Raw genomic sequence first — 23,948 nt, forward strand, 5'->3', positions numbered from 1 at the left:
GGGGATGAAATGCAGCCGAGTGTCTCGCTGAGTGGGCCCTGGTACCGAATCCAGTCCATCGCCGCGCCGTCGCGAAGCTCATCGGCGGAGTGGGACTTCGTCACCGTGCTGCCCGCCGTGCTGTCGGCGGCGCAGCGCGACCGGCCGTTCGTCATCGGCTGGCTGTCGCGCGGGTCCGGCGCCCCGCTGGAGCTGATCACCAACGCCGGGCCGCTGTCGCCGCCGCGGCAGCCCCGCCGGTCGCCCGACACGCCCGGAGCGCCGTCGGGGCCGCAGCCGCTGCTGTTCCCCGGAGGGGCGCGCGGGGTGCAGCTCGACGAGGAGTACCTCGCCGACCTGGCCGACCTGGTGTGGACGACGTGCCCCGGCCGCCAGGCGCCGCCGCTCGGGGGCCGGCGCGAGTTCGCCGAGCTCGACTCCGACGAGCTGAAGCGGCCCACCTTGTTCGAGTCGACGCTGGTCACGCTGATGTCGCGGCCGTTCGCCTGGCTGGTGGTGGCCGAGCCGACCGACCTGCTCGACGCCGAGGTGGCCCACCTGCGCACCCAGCTCAACGTGCTGCGCCAGTACGGCGACGCCTCCGAACGCTCCCGCTTCGACGCCGAACGGGCCGAACGCCGCATGCAGGAGCTCGACGCCTTCCGCGAGGCCGGGCTGTGGAACGTCCGCGTGCTGGCCGGCGGCGCCACGGCCGACGAGCTGCGGCAGATCGCGCCCGTGCTCGTCGGCTCGGTCGAGATGAGCCACCACCCCTACCGGCTGCGCAGCGCCCAGGGCTCGGTCTACGCGCTGTCGGAGGCGCTGTCCATCACCATGCAGGACCCGGCCGACGGCGCCGCCGCGCCGTTCGCGGCCACCGCGGGCGCACTCGCGGCCCTGGCCGGGCTGCCCAGGCGCGAGGTGCCCGGCGTCCGGGTGCTCGACTCGGGGTTCTTCGACGTGACCTCCGAGACCGACGGCGGCGAGCTGGAGCTGGGCGAGATCCTCGACGGGCAGGACCGCGCGGTCGGCTCCTTCCGGGTGCCGCTGGCCACGCTCAACCGCCACGCCTTCGTCACCGGCGCCACCGGCTCGGGCAAGTCGCAGACCGTCAGGCACCTGCTGGAGCAGCTCAGCCAGGCGCACATCCCGTGGCTCGCGATCGAGCCCGCCAAGTCCGAGTACGCCGCCATGGCCGGCCGGTTGGAGGCGCTGGGCGGCGACGAGCAGGGCGGCCAGCCGCGGGGGTGGCCGGCCAACTCGGTCACCGTGATCAACCCGTCGGCCCCCGCGGGCGTGCCGTTCAGCATCAACCCCCTGGAGCCCGAGCCCGGCTACCCCGTCCAGGCGCACATCGACATGGTCAGGGCGCTGTTCATGGCGGCGTTCGACGCGGAGGAGCCCTTCCCGCAGATCATGTCGCTGTCGCTGCAGCGGGTCTACGAGGCCAACGGCTGGGACGTGGTCACCGGCGGCGCGGTCCCCGGCTCCAAGGTGCCGCCCAGCGTGCCCACCCTGGAGCAGCTCCAGCACCACGCGATGGACGTGATCAAGGAGATCGGCTACGGCCGCGAGGTGCAGGCCGACGTCGAAGGGTTCATCTCGCTCCGGCTGCGCTCCCTCCGGGTCGGCTCGGCCGGGCGGTTCTTCGAGGGCGGCCACCCCGCCGACATCGGCGGCCTGCTGAAGCGCAACGTGGTGCTGGCGATCGAGGACGTGGCCAACGACGAGGACAAGGCGTTCCTCATGGGCACGCTGATCATCCGCATCGTGGAGCACCTGCGGATGCGCGCCCGCCAGGAGAGGTCCACCGGCCTGCGGCACGTCATCGTGATCGAGGAGGCGCACCGGCTGCTGCGCGACCGCGGCGCCGGCCGGGCCGCGACCCACGCCGTCGAGCTCCTGGCGGGCATGCTCGCCGAGATCAGGGCGTACGGGGAGGGCATCGTGGTGGCCGAGCAGATCCCCACCAAGCTCGTCTCCGACGTGGTCAAGAACACCGCCCTCAAGGTCGTGCACCGGCTGCCCGCCGAGGACGACAGGCAGCTCGTCGGCGCCGCGATGAACCTGAGCGTCGAGCAGTCCCGCCAGGTCGTCTCGCTGCAGCCGGGCTCGGCCGCGGTGTTCACCGACGGGATGGACCGGCCGCTGCGCGTCCGCGTGCCGCTGGGCGAGTCGCGCGAGAAGACGCTGGCCGGTCCGCCCCCGCCGATCCGTGGCCGCAGGTCGGCGGCCTGCGGCTCGCAGTGCCGCACCGGCCAGGCGTGCACCCTGGTCGAGCTGCGCGAGGCCGACGTGCTCGCCGACGCGCCCGACTGGGCCTGGCTGCGGGTCTGGTGCGACACGGTGGTGCTCGCCTTCGTCTGCAACCGGCCGCTGCCCGGCGTGCCCCGCGCCCTGGCCGCCATCTGGGCCGACCTGCCGGTCCGGCGCCGGGAGTGCCTGCTCGCCACCCTCGTCGAACGCTCGGTGCAGCGGCGCGCCTGGTCGCTGCGGAGCTGGTTCGACCCCGCGCTGCTGACCGAGAAGACCGCGGAGACCGCCACCCGCCTGCTCGGCGGCGTCGAGGGCGGCGGCGAGCGGCCCGGCCCCTCGTGGGTCATCCCGCAGGTGCGCTGGCTGCACGAGGTCGACCGGCTCTTCCCGTACGGCCGCCCCGCCCCCGACCTGCGCAGCCCGGCGCCGCCCATGGAGTACGCCCTGTTCCGCCACGGCCAGAACGGCGCCGGCCCGGCGGAGCTCGTGCACAACGAGTTGCTCGGCCATCGGGCCAAGGCGCTGCGCCACCATCCGCTGTCGATGGAGATCGAACACAACCGGGCGCTGGCCTGGCGGGTCATCCTCGGCGACGACGAGAACGAGGGCGTTCAGCGTGACGTCACGACGGTCGCGATCGGCATCGACCCGGCGGCCCGGCTCCGGCACGTCGGCCAGACCATGGGAGCCGGCTGGCTCGAGGCCGTGCTGTCGTGGCCGAGCCGTTTCGTGCTGCCGTTCGACCAGGGCGGCGCGCCGGAGATCACCTTCGCCGAGCCGGGCCAGCGCTCGGTGTTTTCCGGTGCGGCCCCCGAGTAGGGGGTGCCGCGGCCGCGAGGGCGACTAGGATCGATGTCCATGACCCAGCTTCCACTGCGGGCTCAGCTCGCGAGCGCCCTGGGACGCAGTGCGGCCACGCTGTCCAGGATGACCGGGCGGGGCGACGGCTCGGTGATCGGCGGGCGGGTCGGCCTGATGCTCGAGCCCGACCTGCTCCGCAAGCTGGCCCGTGACCGCAAGCTGGCCCTGGTCAGCGCGACCAACGGCAAGACCACCACCACCCGGCTGATCACCTCCGCCCTGCTGGAGCTGGGCGAGGTCGCCACCAACGCGTTCGGCGCCAACATGCCGGCCGGTCACGTCTCGGCGCTGTCCCAGCACAAGGGCGCCCCCTACGGCGTGCTCGAGGTCGACGAGAAATACCTGCCGGAGGTGCTCGACACCACCGGCGCGGGCGTCGTCTGCCTGATGAATCTCAGCCGCGACCAGATGGACCGCGCCGCCGAGATCTGGCTGCTCGCCCAGAAGTGGCGCAGGGCGCTGTCCGGCAAGCCCACCCATGTCATCGCCAACTGCGACGACCCGCTCGTCACCTGGGGCGCCTCGACCGCGGCCCAGGTCACCTGGGTCGCGGGCGGGCAGCGGTGGAAAGAGGACTCGTGGTGCTGCCCCGAGTGCGGCGGCCCGCTCGACCGCAAGGACGCCGACTGGGCGTGCCGCGAGTGCACGTTCCACCGGCCCGAGCCCCACTGGATCCTCGACGACGACGCCGTCCTCGACCCGCGCGGGCAGCGGTGGCTGCTCGACATTCAGCTGCCCGGCCTGGCCAACCGCTCCAACGCCGTCATGGCGCTGGCCGTCGCCGAGACGTTCGGGCTCCCCGTCGACCGGGCGCTGCCCAGGCTGCGCGAGGTCACCTCGGTCGCGGGCCGCTACACCACGGTCGAGCGCGACGGCCGGCACGCCCGGCTGCTGCTGGCCAAGAACCCCGCGGGCTGGCTGGAGGCGTTCGACGTCACCGATCCGGAGCTGCCGATCATCCTGTCGGTCAACGCGCAGGGTCCCGACGGGCGCGACACCTCCTGGCTGTGGGACGTCGACTACCGCATCCTGCGCGGCCGCCCGGTGTTCGTCACCGGCGAACGCCGCCTCGACCTGGCCCTCCGGCTCGACGTGGCCGACGTGCCGTTCGCCCTCTGCGCGTCGTTCTCGGAGGCGCTCGCCATGCAGCCACCCGGCCGGGTCGACGTGATCGCCAACTACACCGCCTTCCAGCAGATCCGATCGGAGTTCGGTCGTGCCGTCTGACAGCGCCCTTCGCATCGTCTGGATCTATCCCGACCTCCTGAGCACCTACGGTGACCAGGGCAACGTGCTCGTGCTGGAGCAGCGGGCCCAGCGCCGGGGCATCGCCACCGAGACCGTCCACGTGCGCTCGGCCGACCCGGTGCCGGAGACGGGCGACATCTACCTCATCGGCGGCGGCGAGGACCGCCCGCAGATCCTCGCGGCCGAACGCCTGCGCCGCGACGGCGGCCTGCACCGCGCCATCGGCCGGGGCGCCGCGATGCTCGCGGTGTGCGCCGGCTACCAGATCATGGGCAGCACGTTCGGCGGCGAGGAGGGCCAGCCGGTCGACGGCATCGGCCTGCTCGACATCGCCAGCTCCCGCGGCCCGGCCCGCGCGGTCGGCGAGGTGGTGGCGGAGGTCGACGCGGCCCTCGGGCTCCCCACGCTGACGGGCTTCGAAAACCACATGGGCGTCACCCGGCTGGGCCCCGGCGCCCGGCCCCTGTCGCGCACCGTCAAGGGCGTCGGCAACGGCGACGGCTTCGAAGGCTGCTACGCGGGCCACGTCGTGGGCACCTACCTGCACGGGCCGGCGCTGGCCCGCAACCCCGCGCTCGCCGACCTGCTCCTCGGCTGGACCGTCGGCGAGCTGGCGCCTCTCGACGACACCCGCTACGAGCAGCTCCGCCAGGAACGCCTCGGCGCCGCCCTCAGCGCCTAGCCACCTCGGCGCCCGGCCAGCGGACCCTTTAGCGGACCAGTCAGTAGACCAAGGCCTGGGCGCCTTCGGCCACGGCCTCTTCGACGAAGGCGGGCGCGCCGGCGATGCGCACGCCGTCGATGAGGTCGTCGACCGTGATGTCGCGACGGGCCGCGCACTGGGTGCACACCGTGACCCGGCCGCCCGCGAGGACGGCGTCGAGCAGGTCGGGCAGGGGCGCCGCGTGCGGCAGGCCGAGGTCCTTGACCCTGCCGGGCAGGGCGAACCACGACGCCTCGCCGGTCAGCCAGAGAGAGACGGGGACTCCGCTCGCCAGCGCGGCGGCCGCGACCGTGAAGGCCTGGTTGCAGCGCTCGGGGTCGTCGGCCCCGGCGGTCACTTTGATCACCAGTGATCGTGCCATGCCCGTCACCCTAACGCTCCGCCGCCGTTCCTGACGGGCCGGGTGCCAGAGGGCGTGAACGACGGCCGGCGACTAGGGTTGTGCACCATGGAAGAACCTGAGATGCACGCCGATCTCGAGCCGATCGCCTTCCTGCTGGGCCGCTGGGAAGGCGCGGGTGTGGGGGGCTATCCGACGATCGCGAGCTTCAACTTCGGCCAGGAGATCGAGTTCAGCCACAACGGCAAGCCGTTCCTGTCCTACGTGAGCCGCACCTGGCTGCTCGACAAGGACGGCAACCGGGTCCGGCCGCTCGCCACCGAGTCCGGCTACTGGCGGCCGCAGCCCGACCGGCAGGTGGAGGTGGTGCTCGCGCACCCCACCGGGATCGTGGAGATCTACGTCGGCGAGGTCGTCTTTCACAAGATCGAGCTGCAGACCGACGTGGTGGCGCGCACGGTCACGGCCAAGGAATACACCGCGGGGCGCCGGCTCTACGGGCTGGTCAAGGGCAACCTGATGTGGGCCTACGACATGGCCGCGATGGGGCAGCCGCTCACGTCACACATGTCGGCAGAGCTGAAGAGGGTGTCATGAGCGATCCGTTCACCGCCGAGGCGGTCGAGGCGATCAAGCGTCACATGAACGACGACCACGCCGACGACGCGCTGCTCATCGTACGAGGGCTGGGCGGGCGGCCGGCCGCGTCCCGGGCGACCACCAGCGGCGTCGACGCCGAGGCGATCGAGTTCACGGTCGACGGCGGCGAGCGGGTCAGGGTGGCGTGGGGCGAGACGCTGACCGAGCGTCAGCAGGTGCGGACAGCGGTCGTGCGGCTCTATCGGGAGGCGTGCGCCGCGCTCGGCGTCGAGGCACGAGGCGAGCACTGACCGGGCAAAAAGGAGTCTTTGGACATAAGAAGGGCCCCGGACGTGCTTCCGCCTGTCAGACAGACGGGCCGGATGGACCATGGTCGGGAAGGGTTCCCGCCCTCCGGCTGCCAGGGGCCCCGGTGGTTGCCTCGAATTCGCCGAACGGCCGAGACAGGCGTCCGCGTCGTCAGCGGACAACCACCTCGCTAGTCCAACTATGAATCACCATTGTTTGGACCACCTCCTTTCCGCGTATCCACGAAGCTATGCGTTCCGCCGCGAGGAGGGCAAGCGATTAACGCTCGGCCTTAGACTCGGGGCATGACGGAGACGCAGTGGCACGAGCAACTCCGCGCCAAGGGCTACCGGGTGACCCCTCAGCGGCAGTTGGTGCTCGAAGCGGTCAAGGAGCTGGAGCACGCCACTCCGGAGGAGATCTGCGTCAAGGTTCGCGAGACGGCGCGCGGGGTCAACATCTCGACCGTCTACCGCACCCTGGAGCTGCTCGAAGAGCTCGGCATGGTGACTCACACCCACCTCGGGCACGGTGCTCCCACCTATCACCTGGCATCCGTGGCCGACCATGTCCACCTGGTCTGCCGCGGCTGCGGCGTGGTGAGCGAGGTGCGGCCCCAGATGGCCGAGGGCCTGGTCAAGGGGCTCGACGACGAGCTGGGCTTCCTGGCCGATGTTCACCACCTGACCGTCTTCGGCCGCTGCCGCGACTGCAGATAGCCTGGAGGCATGCGTAGCCCTCTGCTCGATCTTCCCGGCGCCGTCGCCGCCGACGCGCCGGACTCCGACGTAGCCGCGCACTACGGCGACCTCTACGCCGAACAACGCGCGCTGGCCAAGGGCGAGGCGATCGTCGACCGCAGCAACCGCGAGGTGATCCGCGTCTCGGGGGCCGACCGGCTCAAGTGGCTCAACGACCTGACCTCGCAGAAGCTCGACACGCTCGCTCCGGGCGAGTGGACCCAGACGCTCGACCTCGACCTGCAGGGCCGCATCCTGCACCACCTGACTCTGGTCGACGACGGTGAGAGCGTGCTGGCCCATGTCGAGCCGGGCGCCGCCCAGAGCCTGATCGACTACCTCGACCGGATGCGGTTCATGCTGCGCGTGGAGGTCTCGCGGGCCGACGACCTCGCCGTGCTCTCCTCGGCCACGGAAGACTTCCTGGTGCCGCGCGCCGAGCTCGCCGATCATCTGGGCAAACCGCCGGCCGGCCTGTGGGCGTACGAAGCGCTGCGCATCGAGGACCACCGGCCGCGGATCGGCCTCGACACCGACCACAAGACGATCCCGCACGAGGTCGGCCTGATCGGCGCCGCCGTCCACCTCACCAAGGGCTGCTACCGGGGCCAGGAGACGGTCGCCCGGGTCCACAACCTCGGCCACCCGCCGCGCCGCCTGGTCTTCCTGCACCTCGACGGCAGCGTCGACACCCTGCCGCCGCACGGCGCACCGGTGATCTTCGAGAGCCAGGAGGTCGGCGTGGTCGGCTCGGCCGCCCGCCACCACGAGCTGGGCCCGATCGCGCTGGCGCTGGTCAAGCGCACGGTGCCGGTCGACGCCACGCTGCTCGCGGGCGGTGTCGCGGCCTCGCAGGAGGTCATCGTCCCGCCCGACGCCGGGCGCAACGTCACGATCGACCCGAGCCTGCGGCGACGGCTCCGCTGACGCCTCAGACGTCCACGATCAGCGTGATGGGGCCGTCGTTGACCAGCGAGACCTTCATGTCGGCGCCGAAGACACCGGTCTCCACATGGGCGCCCAGGGCCCTCAGCTCCGCGACCACGGCTTCGACCAGGGGCTCGGCCACGGGGCCGGGGGCCGCGGCCTGCCAGGTGGGCCGGCGGCCCTTGCGGGCGTCGCCGTACAGGGTGAACTGGCTGATGACCAGGAGCGGCGCCGAGATGTCGGAGCAGGACTTCTCGCCCTGAAGGACACGCAGGCCCCAGAGCTTGGCGGCCAGCCTCGACGCCTCGGCCGGGGTGTCGGTGTGGGTGACGCCGACCAGGACGAGCAGGCCGGGCTCGTCGATCGCGCCGACGGTGCGCCCGTCGACGACCACGGACGCGGAGCTCACTCGTTGTACGACTGCTCGCATGGGATCCCATTCTGGCCCAGATGGAACGCTCCGTAGACTCGCCCCGAAAAGGGAGGCGATATGTCGCTGGTGGTGGAGGTCGTCCGATCCGGGTTCGTGGAGTCCAGGCATCAGGCCCGGATGCTGACCCTCGACGCCGACGGGCGGCCGGGTGAGGCGCACGGGGCGGTGCACGTCCCGGCGTCGCCGCGGTCGTCGATGAAGCCGCTGCAGGCCCTCGGCATGCTGCGCGCCGGGCTCCGGCTCGACGGTGAGCTGCTCGCGCTGGCCTGCGGCTCGCACGCCGGTGAGACGTACCACGTCGACGGTGTGCGGAAGATCCTGGCGGGGGCCGGGCTGGACGAGTCGGCGCTGGGGTGTCCCGAGGACTACCCCGAGGACCGGACCGTGACCGAGCGGGGCCGCGTCTACATGAACTGCTCGGGCAAGCACGCGGCCATGCTCGCCACCTGCGTGGTCAACGGCTGGCCGGTCGCCGGCTACCTCGAACCCGCGCATCCGTTGCAGCGCGCGATCCGCGCCACGGTGGAGGACCTGACCGGTGAGCGGGTCGCGGCCTCGGGGGTCGACGGATGCGGCGCGCCCCTCTTCTTCGTCTCGATGGTGGGCGTGGCCAGGGCGTTCCGGGAGTTCCCGGTCGCCGCCGAAGGCTCGTACGAGCGCCGGATCTACCAGGCCGTGATCGCTCACCCGGAATGGACGTCCGGCACCGGCCGGATGGAGGCCACGCTGATGCGGGCCGTCCCGGGGCTCATGCTGAAGGCGGGGGCGGAGGCGTTCGAGGCGTTCGCGCTCGCCGACGGCCGGGTGGGCGTGGTCAAGATCGAGGACGGCTCGCAGCGGGCCCGCACCACCGTGACCGTGGCCGCCCTGCGCGCCCTCGGCGTCGACGCCGACCTGCCCGCCACCCCCGTCATGGGCGGTGGCCGCCCGGTGGGCGAGCTCCGCGTCAGCGCCTCCTGAGGCCTGCTCTCAGGGACGTCCCGCGCCGGCGGCTCGCAGGATGGCGGCGATCTCGGTCTGGCCCTTGGCGATCGCGTGCTCCAGCGGGGTGACGCCGACGCCGTCGGCCAGGTCGGGGGCGGCGCCGGCGGCCAGCAGCAGCCGGACGATCTCCTGGTAGGGCTCGGACCCGTCGCCCAGGATGATCGCCTCCAGCAGGCCGGTCCAGCCGAGGTCGTTGACGTGGTCGACGTCGATGCCCGTCTTGAGCACCTCGCGCACGTAGTCGACGTGACCCCGCTCGCAGGCGGGGATCAGGGAGACCCCGCCGTAGCGGTTGCGGATGGTCAGGTCGGGGCCGGCGGGCAGCAGCGCCCGCATCATCGCCACGCTGCCGGTCACCCCGGTCACCAGCCAGGGGGTGTCGTGCTGGGCGTCCAGGGCGTCGGGGTCGGCGCCGGCGGAGACCAGGATCTGCGCGACCTCCACGTGGTCGGCCGCCACGGCCAGGAGCAGCGCCGTGCGCTCCTGGCTGTCGCGGGCCTCCACATCGGCCCCTTCCGTCACGGCCTCGCGCACGGCGGCGGCGTCGCCGGTGACGGCGGCGGTGAGCAGCTGTTCCTCGAGCACGCCTGATCCTTTCACGCCGACCTGCACGACTGCCCGCAGGGCGCTCCCGACCCGGTCAGAGAGTACGGAACTGGCGGGTGGCCGAGATCGCGCCCGAGGTCGTCGTGGTGAACGTGCGCATCGACCCGGCGAACTTCGACAGGTCCCACTCGGCCGGCCCGTGATACCAGTAGAGGTTGTCGGCCTGGTGCCCGTTGCCGGTGACCGAGGCCACCACGCGCGACCAGTGCTCCACTCCGTCGAAGATCACGGCATACGGCAGATAGCGGGAGAACAGCTCCACCCGGTGCTGCTCGGGCACCTCGCCCAGTTCTCCCGAGAACAGGTACTCGCGGAAGCCCAGCGTGTGCGCCAGCGCCGCCGATCCCTTGGCGGTCTTGGCCGGCATGTACTGCCCGCCGACGGCCAGCGCGCCGCCCGCGATGATCACGGCCAGCCCCAGCAGCCCGTACGTGGTGAACCAGGCCAGCGCCACCGTGGCCAGCACGCCCACGCCGATGAGCGCCAGGCCGATCAGCGTCCACCGGGTGCGCTCGGTGTCGGGACGGCGGGCGAACCAGCCCTGCGTGACCACGTCGCTGTAGAGGGCGTCGCGAACTTCGCCCAGATGGCTGGCGAAGGCGCCGGACAGCTGTGACAGCAGCACCGCGTCGCGCCCCTCGAAGATCGCGTCGTAGAGCGCCTTCTCGTACGGCAGCAGCGACCCGGCCGGCGCGTTGGGCAACCTGACCAGCATCCAGTCGGGCGCGTCGTAGGCCTGGCGCGGCTGCTCGTCGATCCGCAGGTAGCCGCGGACCGCCAGGTCCACGATGGTCGCCGTCACGTCCACCACGTCGGCCTGCTCGTCCACCAGCGTGCCGATCTGGCCCGGCCGGACCCCGTCGGGAGGGGAGAAGTGGCCGTTCTGCACCGGGTCGATCGCGCCCTTCTCATGGCCGACGACCCGGGCGTCACGGCCGCGTGTCCAGTAGAGCAGGCCCACGCCGCCGAGCATCAGCACCAGGAGGCCGGCCAGGGCGCCCCCGGTCACGGCGTCGAGTGTGAAGGCGCTCGCCAGGGAGAAGCGCTTCTCCAGGATCGGTGCGCCGCCGCTCGCGCCCTTGGGGTAGCCGACGACGACGGTGAGCGCCTGGCCGGGGGCGAGGTTCTCCTGCTCGAAGCCGGCCTCGGTGCCGGTGTGGTTCATGGACGCGGACGTGCAGCCGATGGCGGAGGTCAGCTCGCCGGCGAAGCACGACAGCGCCTGCACCGGGCCCGGCCCGCTCACCTTGACCGTGGCCTTGGCGACCGGGGTGTCCCAGCCGTTGACTACGAACCAGCGCAGTTCCTCGATGTCGCCCGAGGGGGTCACGGCGCCCTTGACGTCGTACTCGACGGTCGTTGGGGCCGTCACGGTGAGCACGTCGCCGACCAGCTTGCCGCCCTTGACGTTCGAGACCTGGTAGAGCCGGTCGCTGTCGTCGTCGTACCGGGTCCTGGTGAGGAATGTCCGCTTGAGCTCGCCCGTCGCCCCGGTGATCTTCTCAACCACGTGCAACGTGCCGCCCTTGCCCAGGGTCAAGGTGACCTCGTCGGTGATGCCGGCCTCCGCCATGGCGGGAGCGGCGGACGTCAGTGCCAGAACGGCCGCGCCCAGTCCGGCCAGCATGAGCCTGATTCCCGTCATGGCCGCAAATCGTATCGGTTCGCCCTCTACCGGGGCGGGCGAGCGCCTGCCGCCTTCCCCATGGCCTTCAGCAGCCCGGGGTCTCCCGGCTTCGACCGGCTCTTCGAGTTCGGCCTGCGGCCCATGCTTGACGGGCCGTGCCCGAGCGTGGAAGGACGGAGCTGACAGCGCTCACCACGCGCCGGGAGATCCGATGAACGAGGCCATCGAAGCGATCAGATCGGGCGACATGCCCACGTTCCGGCGCCTGCTGGCGGAGGATCCCTCGCTGGCGCACGCCAGGCCCGACGGCCGGCGCACGCTCCTTCACACGGCGACCGACTGGCCCGGCCACCTGCCGCACGCCCCGGCCATGATCGCCGAGCTCGTGGCCGCGGGCGCCGACGTCGACGCGCCCTTCGCCGGCGATCACGCGGAGACACCCCTGCACTGGGCGGCCAGCAACGACGACGTGGCCGCCGTGGACGCCCTGCTCGACGCGGGGGCCGACATCGACGCTCCGGGCGCGATCATCGCCGGCGGCACGCCGCTCGCCGACGCGGTGGGGTTCGGCCAGTGGGACGCGGCCCGCCGCCTGGTCGAACGCGGCGCCCGCGTCGAACCACGGCACGCGGCGGCCCTCGGCCTCGCCGACCTGGTCACGGTCACCGATCAGGACGACCTCGACCTCTGCTTCTGGTACGCCTGCCACGGCGGCCGGCGTGAGATCGCCGAGCGGCTCCTGGCCCGGGGCGCCACCCTCGACCGGCTGCCGCCCTGGGAGCGGCTCACCCCGCTGGACGCGGCCGAACGCCACGGCTTCACCGACCTGTCCGCCTGGCTCCGCGGCCGGGGCGCCCACTCGGCCGCGGACCTCTGACCGGTCGAGCCGAGATGGGGCGGCGGCCGTCTCGCGGCGGTCATCGAGGCCGGCGGCCGTCAGCTGACCGCTGCCGAGACAGGCGGCCGTCGTGTCGGTGAACACCGAGGCGCGGTCGTCAGTCGGAGATGGCGATGCGGAGCCGGCGGAAGCCGCGGCCCTTGCTCTCGATCTTGGCCACCCTGATGTGCCCGATCTGCTTGGTGGAGGCCACGTGGGTGCCGCCGTCGGCCTGGGTGTCGAGGCCCACGATGTCGATGACACGGACCTCGGGCACGTCCTCCGGCACCAGGTTGGTCGCGGTGCGGATGATGTCGGGGATGGCGAAGACCTCCTCGCGCGGCAGGACGCGCACGTCGATGCGGCGGTCGGCGAGGATCTCGGCGTTGCAGGCGTCCTCCACCGCCTCCTTGAAACCGGGCGGCACCTCCGGCAGGTTGAAGTCCATGCGGGCGGTGAGGACGTCCATGTTGCCGCCGGTCACCAGCGAGCCGTAGTCGCGGAACACCACGCCGCACAGCACGTGCAGGCCCGAGTGGGTGCGCATGAGGGCCGAACGCCGCTCGTCGGCCACCGCCGCCCTGACGGTCGTGCCGACCGGGGGCAGCGGGTCGCCCTCGGCCGGGATCAGGTGGAGATCGTCGCCTTTGCGCACCCCGACGATCCGTGTCTCCACGCCCTGCCAGATCAGAACCCCGTGATCAGCGGGCTGGCCGCCCCCACCTGGGTAAAATGCCGACCTGGTCAAGACGATCCCGTCGGGTGCCGAGTCGAGGACGACGGCCTCGAAATCGCGAAGGTTCTGATCGGACAGTTCGAGCCGTCGCGTACGCCCATGGAGGTCGATGGTCATGCCGGAAGCCTAGAACCATCGAGGTGGCCATGTGCGGCTTGGTGCGGCAACCCCTGATCGCACCGGTTGTGGTCATCTTGGCGATTTGTACGGCTATACCGGGATGCGCCGCCGATCCCGGGACTCCACATCCGAGCACCCCAGCCGCTCCCGCGAACACGTCCGGCCCATCCCCATCCGGGGCCGATACCCGTGGGTCCGGGGCGGGACGATCCGGGCCGTGGCCGGCGCCGGTGATGATGGTGATCGGTGACAGCTTCACCGTGGGCTCCGGTCCGGTGCCCCGCTGGCGGGCCTACGCCTGCCAGGCCGCCCGCCTGCTCGGCTGGCAGCCGGTCATCGCGGGCGCGGGCGGCACCGGCTACCTCAGCAGGGGTCGCGCGGGCCGTACCTTCCTGGAGTCGTTCGAGGCGGAGCTGGCCTGGCGGCCCGCACCGGACGTGCTGGTCATCTCGGGCGGTCACAACGACCTCCGCTGGGCCACGCCCGACGTGGGCCGGGCGGCCGCGAAACTGGCCGCGACGGCCGGAGCCCGCTGGCCGCACACGAGGATCGTCCTGGTGGGCCCGATCTGGCTGGACACGCCTCCGCGCAAGGCCTACCAGATCCGTGACGCCCTGGCCGAGGTCGCGCGGGCCGCGGGGATCGGCTTCCTCGACCCGCTGGACCGGCACTGGATGACCGGCCCCCGCGGAGAGGCGCTGCTGTCCGACGGGGTCCACCCCACACTGTCGGGCCACCTGCTCCTGGCCCGGTGGCTGGCCGGACGGCTGCGCGCCTAGCGGCCGGCCACGCCGCACCGGTGGTGGCCGGCCACGCCGCTGCTCGTGCCGTATCCCGCGCCCGTGCCAGCGGTTACCCAGGGCCCGTGCCGGTGGCTCCCCAGGGTTCGTGCCAGCGGTTACCCAGGGCCCGTGCCCGGGGCGCGGCAGGGCCCGTGCCGGTGGCCACCCAGGGTGGTTACCAGGGGCCGTAGGGGCCGTTGTGGCCGCCGCGGCCCATGCCCTTGACGGCGGGCTTCACGTCGACGATGTAGACGACGGCCGCGATCACCGCGGCGATCGAGAAGATGCTGACGGCGCCGAGCCCGATGAACTGCATGCCGCCGATCATCATGAACGTCAGCAGGAACGACCACGCGCCGGCGCCGGAGAACAGGGTCGCCAGCCCGAGGATGATCAGCCAGATGTTCTTCTTCAGTTTGCCCGCGGACGTGAAGGCGGCCTGCGGCACACGCAGGGCGTGGCCCAGCCCGTAGACGGACATGCCGAAGATGCCGATGGCGAGCAGCAGGAAGAGAAGGTTCAGGCCACCGTTGATGAGGTTCATGTGTTCGCTCCGCCCAATGCTCGCGATGAATCGGCTTCAGCCTAATGGGCGTCCCCCCGTGGCGGGCACCCCGAAGGCGAAAGGCCCGTCTCCGCGAGGGAGACGGGCCCGCCGGTCGGTCAGGCCTTGGCCTTGGTGGTGCGGGTCGTCTTCTTGGCCGGGGTGGCGACGGGCGGCTTGGCGGCCACCGACACCTCCTCCAGCTCCAGCGCGGCCTCGCCGCTCACCTTGCTGACGGCCTTGCGGCCCCGCGAGGCGAAGTCCTCGTAGACCTCGGTGGCCCGGTGGGTGAGCTGGTCGGCGTACCCGCGCGCCTTCTCGGGGAACTCCTTGGCGAAGCCCTCGGCCTTGCCGGCGTAGACGCGGGCCTTCTCCGGCAGGTCCTTGGCGATGTCGGCGCGCCGCGACTGCAGCTTGTGCAGCTGCTCGGGCAGCTCGCGCAGCTTCTCGACGGCGTAGTCGCCGACGCCCGCGACGGCGTAGAACGGCTTGGACTCGGTGAGCTTCTTGACTTCGGCGGTGAGCGTCATGGGTTAACCTTCCTTGGTTTCCTGGTTGACGGTGCCGTTGCCGCTGGAGGCCACGTAGGGCTCGAGAGCGGCGAGGAAATCCTCCGGCAGCGACGGCTCGTCGTCCGTCACGGAGTCACCTCGGGGATGAGCCTTCTGGGAGGTCTGCTCGTCCTCGGGGTGCTTCTCCTTGCGGAACGACTCGTAGATATCGATCAGCACCTGGCGTTGCCGCTCGGAGAGGTGCGTGTCGGCCCTGATGGCGGTCACGACGTCGCTCGGCGTCTCCCGGTCCTCGATGAGTCCCGCCTGCACGTAGAGCGCCTGTGCGGAGATTTGCAAGCCCTTGGCGATCTGGTTGAGGATCTCCGCGCTCGGCTTGCGCAGCCCCCGCTCGATCTGGCTCAGGTAGGGGTTGGAGACCCCTGCCGCGGCCGCGAGCTGGCGCAGCGAGATCTTCGCCTGCTGCCGTTGCTCACGGATGTATTCGCCGATCGAGCCGACCTTCGGTAGTGCCATACCGCTGATTCTGCCCCGTGGTGCTTGCAATTGCAAACGAACTGGTTAACGCCAGCAAGCATCAGAGCTGGTAGAGCCACAGCAGTGATGCGGACGTGACCAATGTCACGGAGAACGCCAGCAGGCTGTAGCGCAGCCCCGGCGCCAGATCGGGATCGGGCTTGATCAGCCGGTCGACCCTGGCCATGACGTGGTGGGCGTGCAGGCCGATCATGCCCTGGGGCGTCGGCATGGCGCCTGCCGTACCGAATCTGAGCAGCGCGGTGGCGAGCCTGCGCGGTGAGCAGTAGCGGCGGGCGCGGTCGTCGGCGGCCATCTCGACGAGCAGCTCGACCTGGGCCTGGGCGTCGCCGACCACCTTGGACCAGGGCAGCGCCCGGCGCAGCGCGGCGAACGGCAGCAGGACGAGGTCGTGGCGCTCGCGTACGTGGGCCGCCTCGTGGGCGAGGACGGCGGTGAGCTCGTCCTCCGAAAGGAGCTTGAGGGCGCCCTCGCTGACCACCACCTGCGAGCGCAGGCCGGGCACGCAGTAGGCCGCGGCGCTCGGATGGTCGAGCACCCGCACGCCGGGCACCACCGGGTTGTCATGGGAGATCAGCGCGAGCAGCGTGCGGTGGCGCCTGCGGGCCCGCAACGCCTGCACGCCCGCGGCGAGCAGCACCACGACGAGCACGGTCAGAGAGGTGATGCCGGCCACCATGGCCAGCAGGTGGAGCAGGTCCCACGGCTGGCGCGGGGCCGCGCCGTGGGCGAACGCGATCAGGCCGGGGAGCACGCCCACCTCGTAGGGCTGGACGGCGTAGGCGAGCATCGCGCCGGTGGTGGCCAGGCCCCAGGTCACGCCCAGGGACTGCCAGAGAATGATCGCGACCCGGGGGGCACGTGAGGCCCACCGGGCGGTCGTGAAACGCCACGAGCCGAGCGCGCACGCCAGAGCAAGCGTCGCCAGCGCCGCTGCCGTGATCACTCGTCCTCCAGCTCCGTCAGGGCTCTTCGCAGGATCTCCGCCTCCGGGCCGGACACGGCCTGGGCGAAGCGGGTGAGGGCGGCCGACCGGTCGCCCGTCATGTCCAGCGCACCCAGCATAAGCTCGGCGACGTACGCGTCGCGGCTTTCCGCCGGTGAGTAGCGCCACGCGCGCCCGTCGCGGGTGCGCTGGAGGAATCCTTTGCGGGTGAGGCGGTCGAGGACGGTCATGACCGTGGTCGGGGCCAGGTCGCGGTCGGCTATGAGCCTGCCGACCTCCCGGGCGGTCAGCGGGGTGTCCTCCGCCCAGAGGATGTCCATGATGCTGCGTTCGAGCTCGCCAAGACCCTTCACACTCTCAAGCGTAGTACTACAACGTGTCGAGCAGATATCCGGGGAACCGCAAACCTAGTGGACGGCGGCCCAGGGAAGCGTGATCTCACCCAGGCGCCACCTGGCCACGCCCCCGAGCGGCGGGTGCCGATACACCGGCCACGAGCCGCTCAGCGCGGTCACCGACGCCAGCCAGCGCTGGCGCAGCCCGTGGACGCCATAAGGGGCGCCGACCGCCCAGGCGTGGTCGAAATCACGCAGGAAGGCGTGGATCCGCTCGCCCGGCACGTTGCGGTGGATGAGCGTCTTGGGCAGCCGGTCGGCCAGGTCTGACGGCCGTTCGAAGGCGTCGAACCGGGCGGAGAAGGTGATCGTCCGCGGGCCGCCGGGCGACAGGCCCACCCAGATCGCGCGGTGACCGGTCTCGGAGCAGGTGCCCTCCACGAGGGCGCCCGCGGGAGTGAGCCCGCCGCACAGCACGTCCCACCAGCGCCACGCCTCCGCCTCGCCGTACTGGCGCAGCACGTTGAAGGCGCGCACCAGCGCCGGCGGGCGCGCGACCGGCAGCTCGAAGCCGCCGAGCGCGAAACTCAGCCCTTCACGTTCGTACGGCTTGGCCAGCGCGACCCGCTCGGGGTCGATCTCGATGCCCACGACCTCGACCTCGGGCGCGACCCGGCGCAGGCGGGTGAAGAGCTCCAGCGTGGTGACGTGGGAGGCGCCGTAGCCCAGGTCCACCACCAGCGGCCGGTCGGCGGCGCGGAGCATCGGGCCGTGCGCCGCGGCGATCCAGCGGTCGGCCCGCCGCAGCCGGTTGTGCGCGGTCGTGCCCCGGGTGATCGAGCCGGCCGGTCTAGCCACTGACGCGGTGCACTTTGTGCTGGGCGGCCTGGGCGCGCGGGCGCATCACCAGGCGGTCGATGTTCACGTGGGCGGGCCTGGTCACGCACCAGGCGATGGCGTCGGCCACGTCGTCGGACGTCAGCGGGTCGGGCACGCCCTCGTAGACGCGGGCGGCGGCCGAGGCGTCGCCGCGGAAGCGGGTGACGGCGAATCCCTCGCTCCGCACCATGCCGGGCGCGATCTCGACGACGCGCACCGGCTCGCCGACGAGCTCCAGCCTGAGCGTGCCGGCCATGGAGGACTGGGCGTGCTTGGCCGCGACGTAACCGCCGCCGCCCTCGTAGGCCACCAGTCCGGCGGTCGAGGTCAGCAGCACCAGGACCCCGTCGCCGGAGGCGATCAGCTTGGGCAGCAGGGCCCGGGTCATGCGGAGCGTGCCGAGCACGTTGGTGTCGTACATCCGCTGCCAGTCGTCCGGCCGGCTCTCGGCCACCGGCTCCATCCCCAGCGCCCCGCCCGCGTTGTTGACCAGCACGTCGCAGCGGTCGAGCGAGGCCGCGAGCGCGTCGACGGACTCCTGGGAGGTCACGTCGAGCGTGAAGGGGGTGATCGAGGGCACCTCGGCGGCGAGCTTGTCGAGGCGTTCGCGTCGCCTGGCTCCCGCCACCACGTGATAGCCCTCGGCGGCCAGCCGACGTGCCGTAGCCTCGCCGATGCCGCTGCTCGCGCCGGTCACCACAGCCGTCTTCGTCATGGCCTCCATCCTGCCAGGCCGACTGAGCCACCCCGCTGTCACGACATTTAGGGAATGTCGGAAAGATCTGCGTAGTTATAACTCGCTTGGAGGTGGTGTCGGGTGAGGCGACGACGGGTCAGCCGGGTCGCGACGATCAGCATGCACACGTCACCGCTGGATCAGCCGGGCACCGGCGACGCCGGCGGGATGAACGTGTACATCGTGGAGTCCGCCAAACGGCTTGCCCAGCTGGGCGTGGAGGTGGAGATCTTCACCCGGGCCACGGCCAGGGATCTGCCCCCTGTCGCCGAGCTGGCCCCCGGGGTCCTGGTCCGTCACCTGACCGCGGGGCCGTACGAGGAGCTGGACAGGGGCGACATGCCCGGCCAGCTGTGCGCGTTCCTGTCAGGGGTGCTGCGCACCGAGGCCATGTACGACCCGGGACGCTACGACGTCATCCACTCGCACTACTGGCTGTCCGGCCAGGTCGGCTGGCTGGCCAAGGAACGCTGGGGCGTTCCGCTGGTGCACACCATGCACACCATGGCCAAGGTCAAGAACCGGCTGCTGGCCCGCGACGACAAGCCGGAGCCGCAGGCCCGCGTGGTGGGCGAGGAGCAGGTCGTGGAGATCGCCGACCGGCTCGTGGCCAACACCGCGGACGAGGCCCGCGAGCTCATGGAGCTGTACGGCGCCGCCGAGGAGCGCGTCGCGGTCGTGAACCCCGGTGTCAATCTCACGCTGTTCCAGCCCGCTTCACAGGCCGCCGCCCGGCGGCGGCTCAGGCTGCCGAGGGACGCCCACGTGCTGCTGTTCGTGGGCCGGATCCAGCCGTTGAAGGCGCCCGACGTGCTGCTGCGCGCCGCCTCCCGGATGCTGATCGACGACCCCTCGCTCCGCGACCGCCTGGTCGTCGCCTGCGTGGGCGGCCCCTCGGGCAACGGCCTGGCCAGACCCTCCATCCTCACCGAGCTGGCCGCCGAGCTGGGCATCTCCGACGTCGTCCGGCTGGTTCCGCCCGCGCCGCAGCACGAGCTGGCCGACTGGTACCGCGCGGCCGACGTGACCGTCGTGCCCTCCCACAGCGAGTCGTTCGGGCTCGTGGCCCTGGAGTCCCAGGCCTGCGGCACGCCGGTCGCCGCGGCCGCCGTCGGAGGGCTGCGCACCGCCGTACGAGACGGGGTGTCCGGCGTGCTGGTCGACGGCCACGACTCCCACGAGTGGGCGAATGTGCTGCGCCGCTTCGTCGCCTCGCCCCGCTGGCGCGACAGCCTGTCGACCGGCGCCCGCGCGCACGCGGCCGCCTTCGGCTGGCAGGCCACGTCCGCGCACCTGCTGGAGGTGTACGCCGACGCCGTGGCCCACCTGCATCCGGTGCCCGTCGCGATCAGCTCGTAGGCTGTACGTCATGCGCGATGTCGTCGAAGCCGCGCTCAAGGCCGCGGACGTCTCCTACGACGAGCCGCGGCCCGGGGCGTTCCTGGTGAAACTGCCCGGCCAGCACAAGCTGGCCACCATGACCTGGCTGATCGTCGGCGAGCAGGCGCTGCACATCGAGGCGTTCTTCTGCCGCCAGCCCGACGAGAACCACACCGAGTTCTACAGGTGGCTGCTCGGCAAGAACGGCGGCATGTACGCCGTCCACTTCTCGCTCGACTCCGTCGGCGACGTCTACCTCGTCGGCCGGCTGCCGCTCGCGGCCGTCACCGAGGACGAGGTCGACCGGATCCTCGGCTGCGTGCTCACCTATTCCGACGACTGGTTCGACCGGGCGCTCGAGCTGGGCTTCGCCTCCTCGATCCGGCGCGAGTGGGAATGGCGGGCCAAGCGGGGCGAGTCGCTGGCCAACCTCCAGGCGTTCGCGCGCTTCGCCGACCCCGACCGCGACGGCCGCCCGGGCACCCGCGAACCATAGGATTGTCGGCATGGCGACTTTGGTGCTGCTGCGACACGGCGAGAGCGACTGGAACGCGAAGGGCCTGTTCACCGGCTGGGTGGACGTGAGCCTGTCGGCCAAGGGCGAGGACGAGGCCCGGAGAGGCGGCCACCTCCTGGTCGAGGCCGGCGTCCGGCCCGACGTGGTGCACACGAGTCTGCTGACCAGGGCCATCCAGACGGCCCAGCTCGCGCTGGGCGAGGCCGACCTGGGCTGGCTGCCGGTGCACCGCTCCTGGCGGCTCAACGAGCGCCACTACGGCGCGCTGCAGGGCAAGAACAAGGCGCAGACGCGTGAGGAGTTCGGCGACGAGCAGTTCATGCTCTGGCGGCGCTCCTACGACGTGCCGCCGCCCCCGATCGCCGACGACGACGAATACTCCCAGGCGGGCGACCCCCGCTACGCCCTGCTGCCCCCGGAGCTGATGCCCCGCACCGAGTGCCTCAAGGACGTCGTCGACCGCATGCTGCCCTACTGGTACGACGCGATCGTGCCCGACCTCGCGGCGGGCCGCACGGTCCTCGTGGCGGCCCACGGCAACTCGCTGCGGGCCCTGGTCAAGCACCTCGACGGCGTCGGCGACGACGAGATCGCCGGCCTCAACATCCCGACGGGCATCCCGCTGCGCTACGACCTCGACGCCCACTTCCGCCCGTTGCGGCCGCGCGGCGAATACCTCGACCCCGAGGCCGCCAAGGCGGCCATCGAGGCGGTGGCCAACCAGGGGCGTTGATCGGCCTCAGGCCCTGTCGGCCGGGCGCGAGCCGGTCACCATGTAGACGACCGACTCCGCGACGTGCACCGCGTGGTCGGCGTAACGCTCGTAGTAGCGGCCGATCAGCGTGATGTCGATGGCCGGCTCCACCCCGTGCTGCCACTCCTTGGCCAGGATGTCCCTGAACAACCGCCGGTGCAGCCGGTCCATCGCGTCGTCGTCCTGGTCGAGCTCCATGGCCGACTCGACGTCCCGCGAGGCCACGCAGCTGCCGGCCTTGGTGACCAGGTTCTCGGCGATCTGCCCCATCTCCACGATCGTGGAGCGCATCTCCGGGGGGATGGCCGAGTCGGGGTGGCGCAGCCGCGCGACCTTGGCCACGTGCACCGCCAGGTCGCCCATGCGCTCCAGGTTGGTGGCCATGCGCAGGCCGGTGATGACCATCCGCAGGTCCACCGCGACCGGCTGCTGCCGGGCCAGCAGGTCGAAGATGGACGTCTCGATGTCGTCGAAGACGCCGTTCACCACCTCGTCGCGCGAGATGACGCTCTCCGCGAGCTGGAGGTCGGCGTCGAGCAGGGCGGTCGTGGCCCGGGAGATGGCCGAGCGGACAAGCCTGGTCATTTCCACCAGCTTGTCGGTCAGGGAGTCGAGTTCCTCATGGTACGCGTCGCGCATGCCAGTCACCGTACGCGCGCGTCGATGAACGAACCTCGACGCCGAGATGAACATTGCCGGAAAGAGGCGTTCATCCCCTGGTGAGAGGTCTGCCGCCGCGTGATGGCCGCCTACCATCGAAGACATGAGTGAGATGGCCATGAGCTTCGCGGCCTTGGCCGGCTTCGTCGTGGGCGCGCTGGCCGTCCTGTTCTACCGCAACCAGATCGAGGCCCCCAGCCGCGCCGAGACGCCCGCCGAGAACGATTCTGCCCTGCTGCCGCAGGGTGTCGCGTCGGTGCTCGCCGTGCTGCCGTCCTCGGCCGTGGTGCTCGACGCCAACGACCGCGTGCTGCGCGCCAGCTCGGCCGCGCGCGCGTTCGGCCTGGTCAAGGGCGACCGGCTGATGGCCGCCGAGATCCTCGCGCTCGCCCGGCAGGTACGAAGGGACGGCGAGATCCGCGAGACCGAGATCGACGTCGCCGGCCACAAGTTCGGCCAGGAGATCACCAACTTCGCGGTCCGCGTGGCCCCCCTCGGCAGCCACGGACAGGTGCTGGTGCTCGCCGAGGACCAGACCGAACGGCGCCGGGTCGAGGCCGTGCGGCGCGACTTCGTGGCCAACGTCAGCCACGAGCTGAAGACCCCGGTGGGCGCGCTCAGCCTGCTCGCCGAGACCGTGCAGGACGCCGCCGACGACCCCGAGGCCGTCACCCGCTTCGCCGGCCGCATGCAGCACGAGGCCGCCAGGCTCACCTACCTGGTGCAGGACCTGATCACGCTGAGCCGGATCCAGGGCGCCGAGGCCATCCCCACCCCCGGCCAGGTGCCGATCGACGAGGCCGTCCACGACGCCATCGACTACTGCAACACCCGCGCCGGCGCCAAGGACATCACGCTCGTCAGCGGCGGCACCGAGGGGCTGCGCATCTGGGGCGACGAGGAGCTGCTCGTCACCGCGCTGCGCAACCTCATCGACAACGCCATCGCCTACAGCCCCGAGCACACGAGGGTCGTGATCAGCAGCAGGCCGGCGGGCGACTCCGTCGAGATCAGCGTCAGCGACCAGGGCATCGGCATTCCCGAGGAGGCGCTGGAGCGCATCTTCGAGCGCTTCTTCCGCGCAGACCCGGCCAGGTCCCGCGCGACCGGCGGCACGGGCCTCGGGCTCGCCATCGTCAAGCACGTCGCCGCCGCCCACGCGGGCGAGGTCTCCGTCTGGAGCAAGGAAGGCTCCGGCTCCACTTTCACGCTGCGGTTGCCCGCCTTCGGCGGCACCGCGGTGGCCGTACCACCCTCGATTCCCCTGGAGGCCGCCCAATGACACGAGTGCTCGTGGTCGAGGACGAGGAGTCCTTCTCCGACGCTCTCTCCTACATGCTGCGCAAGGAGGGCTTCGAGGTCTCGGTGGCCGCGACCGGGCCCGAGGCGCTCGAGACGTTCGACCGCAACGGCGCCGATCTGGTGCTGCTCGACCTCATGCTGCCCGGCCTGCCCGGCACGGAGGTGTGCCGCTCGCTGCGCCAGCGCTCCAAGGTGCCGGTCATCATGCTGACCGCCAAGGACAGCGAGATCGACAAGGTCGTGGGCCTGGAGCTGGGCGCCGACGACTACGTCACCAAGCCGTTCTCCTCGCGCGAGCTGGTCGCCCGCATCCGCGCGGTGCTTCGCCGCCAGGGCGACGCCGTGGAGGAGCTGGAGACCGCCGTGCTCGCGGTCGGCCCGGTGCGCATGGACGTCGACCGCCACGTCGTGGCCGTGCGGGGTGACCAGGTGCAGCTGCCGCTGAAGGAGTTCGAGCTGCTCGAGGTGCTGCTGCGCAACGCCGGCCGGGTGCTCACTCGCGGCCAGCTCATCGACCGCGTCTGGGGCGCCGACTACGTGGGCGACACCAAGACCCTCGACGTGCACGTCAAGCGGCTGCGCGCGAAGATCGAGTCCGACCCGTCCAACCCGCGCTGCATCCTCACCGTCCGGGGCCTCGGCTACAAGTTCGACGTCACCGACGGCTGACGAAACCCTTGTGGGGGGGGGGGGGGGGGGGGGGGGGGGGGGGGGGGGG

Annotated in this window: 28 protein-coding genes; 15 read left to right on the forward strand and 13 right to left on the reverse strand. The window is 71.7% G+C overall.

The features are described from left to right. Nucleotides 1-9: 9 nt before the first annotated feature. Genes AB0C16_RS34125 through AB0C16_RS34135 form a run of 3 tightly spaced genes read left to right on the forward strand, consistent with a single transcriptional unit; the run spans nucleotide 10 to nucleotide 5,026 of the window. Nucleotides 10-3,054 carry an ATP-binding protein gene (locus tag AB0C16_RS34125; protein ID WP_357689174.1) on the forward strand — a complete coding sequence of 1,015 codons (3,045 nt, stop codon included), beginning with the start codon at nucleotides 10-12 and terminating at the stop codon, nucleotides 3,052-3,054. Between the two features lie 39 nt (nucleotides 3,055-3,093). Continuing rightward, nucleotides 3,094-4,323, forward strand: coding sequence for a MurT ligase domain-containing protein (locus AB0C16_RS34130; protein WP_357689175.1), 1,230 nt, complete (start codon nucleotides 3,094-3,096; stop codon nucleotides 4,321-4,323). After that, nucleotides 4,313-5,026, forward strand: a complete 714-nt coding sequence (locus tag AB0C16_RS34135; RefSeq protein WP_357689177.1) for a glutamine amidotransferase — start codon at nucleotides 4,313-4,315, stop codon at nucleotides 5,024-5,026. The genes AB0C16_RS34130 and AB0C16_RS34135 overlap by 11 nt, the downstream gene beginning before the upstream one ends. A 40-nt stretch (nucleotides 5,027-5,066) precedes the next feature. Here the strand turns inward: AB0C16_RS34135 and AB0C16_RS34140 are convergent, their stop codons facing one another. Continuing rightward, nucleotides 5,067-5,429: a DsrE family protein gene (locus tag AB0C16_RS34140; protein WP_357689179.1), complete on the reverse strand. Its 363-nt coding sequence runs from the start codon at nucleotides 5,427-5,429 to the stop codon at nucleotides 5,067-5,069. Between the two features lie 87 nt (nucleotides 5,430-5,516). On the opposite strand from AB0C16_RS34140, the gene AB0C16_RS34145 reads away from it, so the two are divergent. The 4 genes from AB0C16_RS34145 to AB0C16_RS34160 all read left to right on the forward strand — a co-directional run bounded on the left by AB0C16_RS34145 (nucleotide 5,517) and on the right by AB0C16_RS34160 (nucleotide 7,963). After that, nucleotides 5,517-6,005, forward strand: a complete 489-nt coding sequence (locus AB0C16_RS34145; RefSeq protein WP_357689181.1) for an FABP family protein — start codon at nucleotides 5,517-5,519, stop codon at nucleotides 6,003-6,005. Beyond that, nucleotides 6,002-6,298, forward strand: a complete 297-nt coding sequence (locus AB0C16_RS34150; protein WP_357689183.1) for a DUF2470 domain-containing protein — start codon at nucleotides 6,002-6,004, stop codon at nucleotides 6,296-6,298. The genes AB0C16_RS34145 and AB0C16_RS34150 overlap by 4 nt, the downstream gene beginning before the upstream one ends. Nucleotides 6,299-6,601: 303 nt before the next feature. Further along, entirely contained in the window at nucleotides 6,602-7,015 is a 414-nt protein-coding gene (locus tag AB0C16_RS34155) for a Fur family transcriptional regulator (RefSeq protein WP_357689185.1), read from the forward strand. Between the two features lie 9 nt (nucleotides 7,016-7,024). After that, complete coding sequence (locus tag AB0C16_RS34160) at nucleotides 7,025-7,963, forward strand: glycine cleavage T C-terminal barrel domain-containing protein (RefSeq protein WP_357689186.1); 939 nt, start codon at nucleotides 7,025-7,027, stop codon at nucleotides 7,961-7,963. Between the two features lie 4 nt (nucleotides 7,964-7,967). On the opposite strand, the gene dtd is transcribed toward AB0C16_RS34160, so the two are convergent. Further along, nucleotides 7,968-8,393, reverse strand: coding sequence for a D-aminoacyl-tRNA deacylase (gene dtd, locus AB0C16_RS34165; protein WP_357689188.1), 426 nt, complete (start codon nucleotides 8,391-8,393; stop codon nucleotides 7,968-7,970). A 60-nt stretch (nucleotides 8,394-8,453) separates the two neighbouring features. On the opposite strand from dtd, the gene AB0C16_RS34170 reads away from it, so the two are divergent. Beyond that, nucleotides 8,454-9,356 carry an asparaginase gene (locus AB0C16_RS34170; protein WP_357689190.1) on the forward strand — a complete coding sequence of 301 codons (903 nt, stop codon included), beginning with the start codon at nucleotides 8,454-8,456 and terminating at the stop codon, nucleotides 9,354-9,356. A 9-nt stretch (nucleotides 9,357-9,365) separates the two neighbouring features. Here AB0C16_RS34170 and AB0C16_RS34175 read toward each other — a convergent pair whose 3' ends face one another. Next, complete coding sequence (locus AB0C16_RS34175; RefSeq protein WP_357689192.1) at nucleotides 9,366-9,965, reverse strand: ankyrin repeat domain-containing protein; 600 nt, start codon at nucleotides 9,963-9,965, stop codon at nucleotides 9,366-9,368. Between the two features lie 55 nt (nucleotides 9,966-10,020). Then, nucleotides 10,021-11,631: a DUF2207 domain-containing protein gene (locus AB0C16_RS34180; protein ID WP_357689194.1), complete on the reverse strand. Its 1,611-nt coding sequence runs from the start codon at nucleotides 11,629-11,631 to the stop codon at nucleotides 10,021-10,023. Between the two features lie 193 nt (nucleotides 11,632-11,824). Between AB0C16_RS34180 and AB0C16_RS34185 the strand changes: the two genes are divergently transcribed. Further along, nucleotides 11,825-12,490, forward strand: a complete 666-nt coding sequence (locus AB0C16_RS34185; RefSeq protein WP_357689196.1) for an ankyrin repeat domain-containing protein — start codon at nucleotides 11,825-11,827, stop codon at nucleotides 12,488-12,490. Between the two features lie 118 nt (nucleotides 12,491-12,608). On the opposite strand, the gene AB0C16_RS34190 is transcribed toward AB0C16_RS34185, so the two are convergent. Next, nucleotides 12,609-13,343, reverse strand: a complete 735-nt coding sequence (locus AB0C16_RS34190; RefSeq protein ID WP_357689198.1) for an alanyl-tRNA editing protein — start codon at nucleotides 13,341-13,343, stop codon at nucleotides 12,609-12,611. 242 nt (nucleotides 13,344-13,585) lie between these two features. Here AB0C16_RS34190 and AB0C16_RS34195 point away from each other — a divergent pair, with 242 nt between their 5' ends. Then, nucleotides 13,586-14,125 (forward strand): SGNH/GDSL hydrolase family protein, encoded by a 540-nt coding sequence (locus tag AB0C16_RS34195; protein ID WP_357689200.1) that lies wholly within the window; start codon nucleotides 13,586-13,588, stop codon nucleotides 14,123-14,125. Between the two features lie 178 nt (nucleotides 14,126-14,303). Here AB0C16_RS34195 and AB0C16_RS34200 read toward each other — a convergent pair whose 3' ends face one another. From AB0C16_RS34200 to AB0C16_RS34230, 7 genes are all read right to left on the reverse strand, one after another. Beyond that, a complete protein-coding gene (locus AB0C16_RS34200) occupies nucleotides 14,304-14,672 on the reverse strand; it encodes a DUF2516 family protein (RefSeq protein WP_357689202.1) in 369 nt (122 codons plus the stop codon). Between the two features lie 119 nt (nucleotides 14,673-14,791). Then, nucleotides 14,792-15,202 (reverse strand): hypothetical protein, encoded by a 411-nt coding sequence (locus AB0C16_RS34205; RefSeq protein WP_357689204.1) that lies wholly within the window; start codon nucleotides 15,200-15,202, stop codon nucleotides 14,792-14,794. Between the two features lie 3 nt (nucleotides 15,203-15,205). Next, nucleotides 15,206-15,700 (reverse strand): helix-turn-helix transcriptional regulator, encoded by a 495-nt coding sequence (locus AB0C16_RS34210; protein ID WP_357689206.1) that lies wholly within the window; start codon nucleotides 15,698-15,700, stop codon nucleotides 15,206-15,208. 61 nt (nucleotides 15,701-15,761) lie between these two features. Continuing rightward, entirely contained in the window at nucleotides 15,762-16,667 is a 906-nt protein-coding gene (locus AB0C16_RS34215; protein ID WP_357689207.1) for a M56 family metallopeptidase, read from the reverse strand. Further along, the gene (locus AB0C16_RS34220; RefSeq protein ID WP_189124370.1) at nucleotides 16,664-17,020 is read right to left on the reverse strand and encodes a BlaI/MecI/CopY family transcriptional regulator; all 357 of its coding nucleotides are present in this window, start codon (nucleotides 17,018-17,020) and stop codon (nucleotides 16,664-16,666) included. The genes AB0C16_RS34215 and AB0C16_RS34220 overlap by 4 nt, the downstream gene beginning before the upstream one ends. Nucleotides 17,021-17,074: 54 nt before the next feature. Continuing rightward, nucleotides 17,075-17,860 carry a class I SAM-dependent methyltransferase gene (locus AB0C16_RS34225; RefSeq protein WP_357689209.1) on the reverse strand — a complete coding sequence of 262 codons (786 nt, stop codon included), beginning with the start codon at nucleotides 17,858-17,860 and terminating at the stop codon, nucleotides 17,075-17,077. Further along, the gene (locus AB0C16_RS34230) at nucleotides 17,853-18,596 is read right to left on the reverse strand and encodes an SDR family NAD(P)-dependent oxidoreductase (RefSeq protein WP_357689211.1); all 744 of its coding nucleotides are present in this window, start codon (nucleotides 18,594-18,596) and stop codon (nucleotides 17,853-17,855) included. Before AB0C16_RS34230 ends, AB0C16_RS34225 begins: the two co-directional genes overlap by 8 nt. Nucleotides 18,597-18,737: 141 nt before the next feature. Between AB0C16_RS34230 and mshA the strand changes: the two genes are divergently transcribed. From mshA to AB0C16_RS34245, 3 genes are read left to right on the forward strand one after another with little or no spacing between them, the layout of a single operon-like run. Further along, nucleotides 18,738-19,976: a D-inositol-3-phosphate glycosyltransferase gene (gene mshA, locus AB0C16_RS34235; protein WP_357689225.1), complete on the forward strand. Its 1,239-nt coding sequence runs from the start codon at nucleotides 18,738-18,740 to the stop codon at nucleotides 19,974-19,976. A gap of 10 nt (nucleotides 19,977-19,986) precedes the next feature. Then, on the forward strand, nucleotides 19,987-20,493 hold the full coding sequence (locus AB0C16_RS34240) for a YbjN domain-containing protein (protein ID WP_357689213.1): 507 nt from the start codon (nucleotides 19,987-19,989) through the stop codon (nucleotides 20,491-20,493). 10 nt (nucleotides 20,494-20,503) lie between these two features. Next, complete coding sequence (locus AB0C16_RS34245; RefSeq protein ID WP_357689215.1) at nucleotides 20,504-21,247, forward strand: phosphoglyceromutase; 744 nt, start codon at nucleotides 20,504-20,506, stop codon at nucleotides 21,245-21,247. Between the two features lie 6 nt (nucleotides 21,248-21,253). Here AB0C16_RS34245 and phoU read toward each other — a convergent pair whose 3' ends face one another. Further along, entirely contained in the window at nucleotides 21,254-21,907 is a 654-nt protein-coding gene (phoU, locus tag AB0C16_RS34250) for a phosphate signaling complex protein PhoU (protein WP_357689217.1), read from the reverse strand. A gap of 124 nt (nucleotides 21,908-22,031) precedes the next feature. On the opposite strand from phoU, the gene AB0C16_RS34255 reads away from it, so the two are divergent. Both AB0C16_RS34255 and AB0C16_RS34260 read left to right on the forward strand, forming a co-directional pair. Next, on the forward strand, nucleotides 22,032-23,210 hold the full coding sequence (locus AB0C16_RS34255; protein ID WP_357689219.1) for an ATP-binding protein: 1,179 nt from the start codon (nucleotides 22,032-22,034) through the stop codon (nucleotides 23,208-23,210). Continuing rightward, nucleotides 23,207-23,899 carry a response regulator transcription factor gene (locus AB0C16_RS34260; RefSeq protein ID WP_357689221.1) on the forward strand — a complete coding sequence of 231 codons (693 nt, stop codon included), beginning with the start codon at nucleotides 23,207-23,209 and terminating at the stop codon, nucleotides 23,897-23,899. Before AB0C16_RS34255 ends, AB0C16_RS34260 begins: the two co-directional genes overlap by 4 nt. Nucleotides 23,900-23,948: the final 49 nt, after the last annotated feature.

This window comes from Nonomuraea sp. NPDC048916, from assembly GCF_040649575.1.
Classification (GTDB): domain Bacteria; phylum Actinomycetota; class Actinomycetes; order Streptosporangiales; family Streptosporangiaceae; genus Nonomuraea.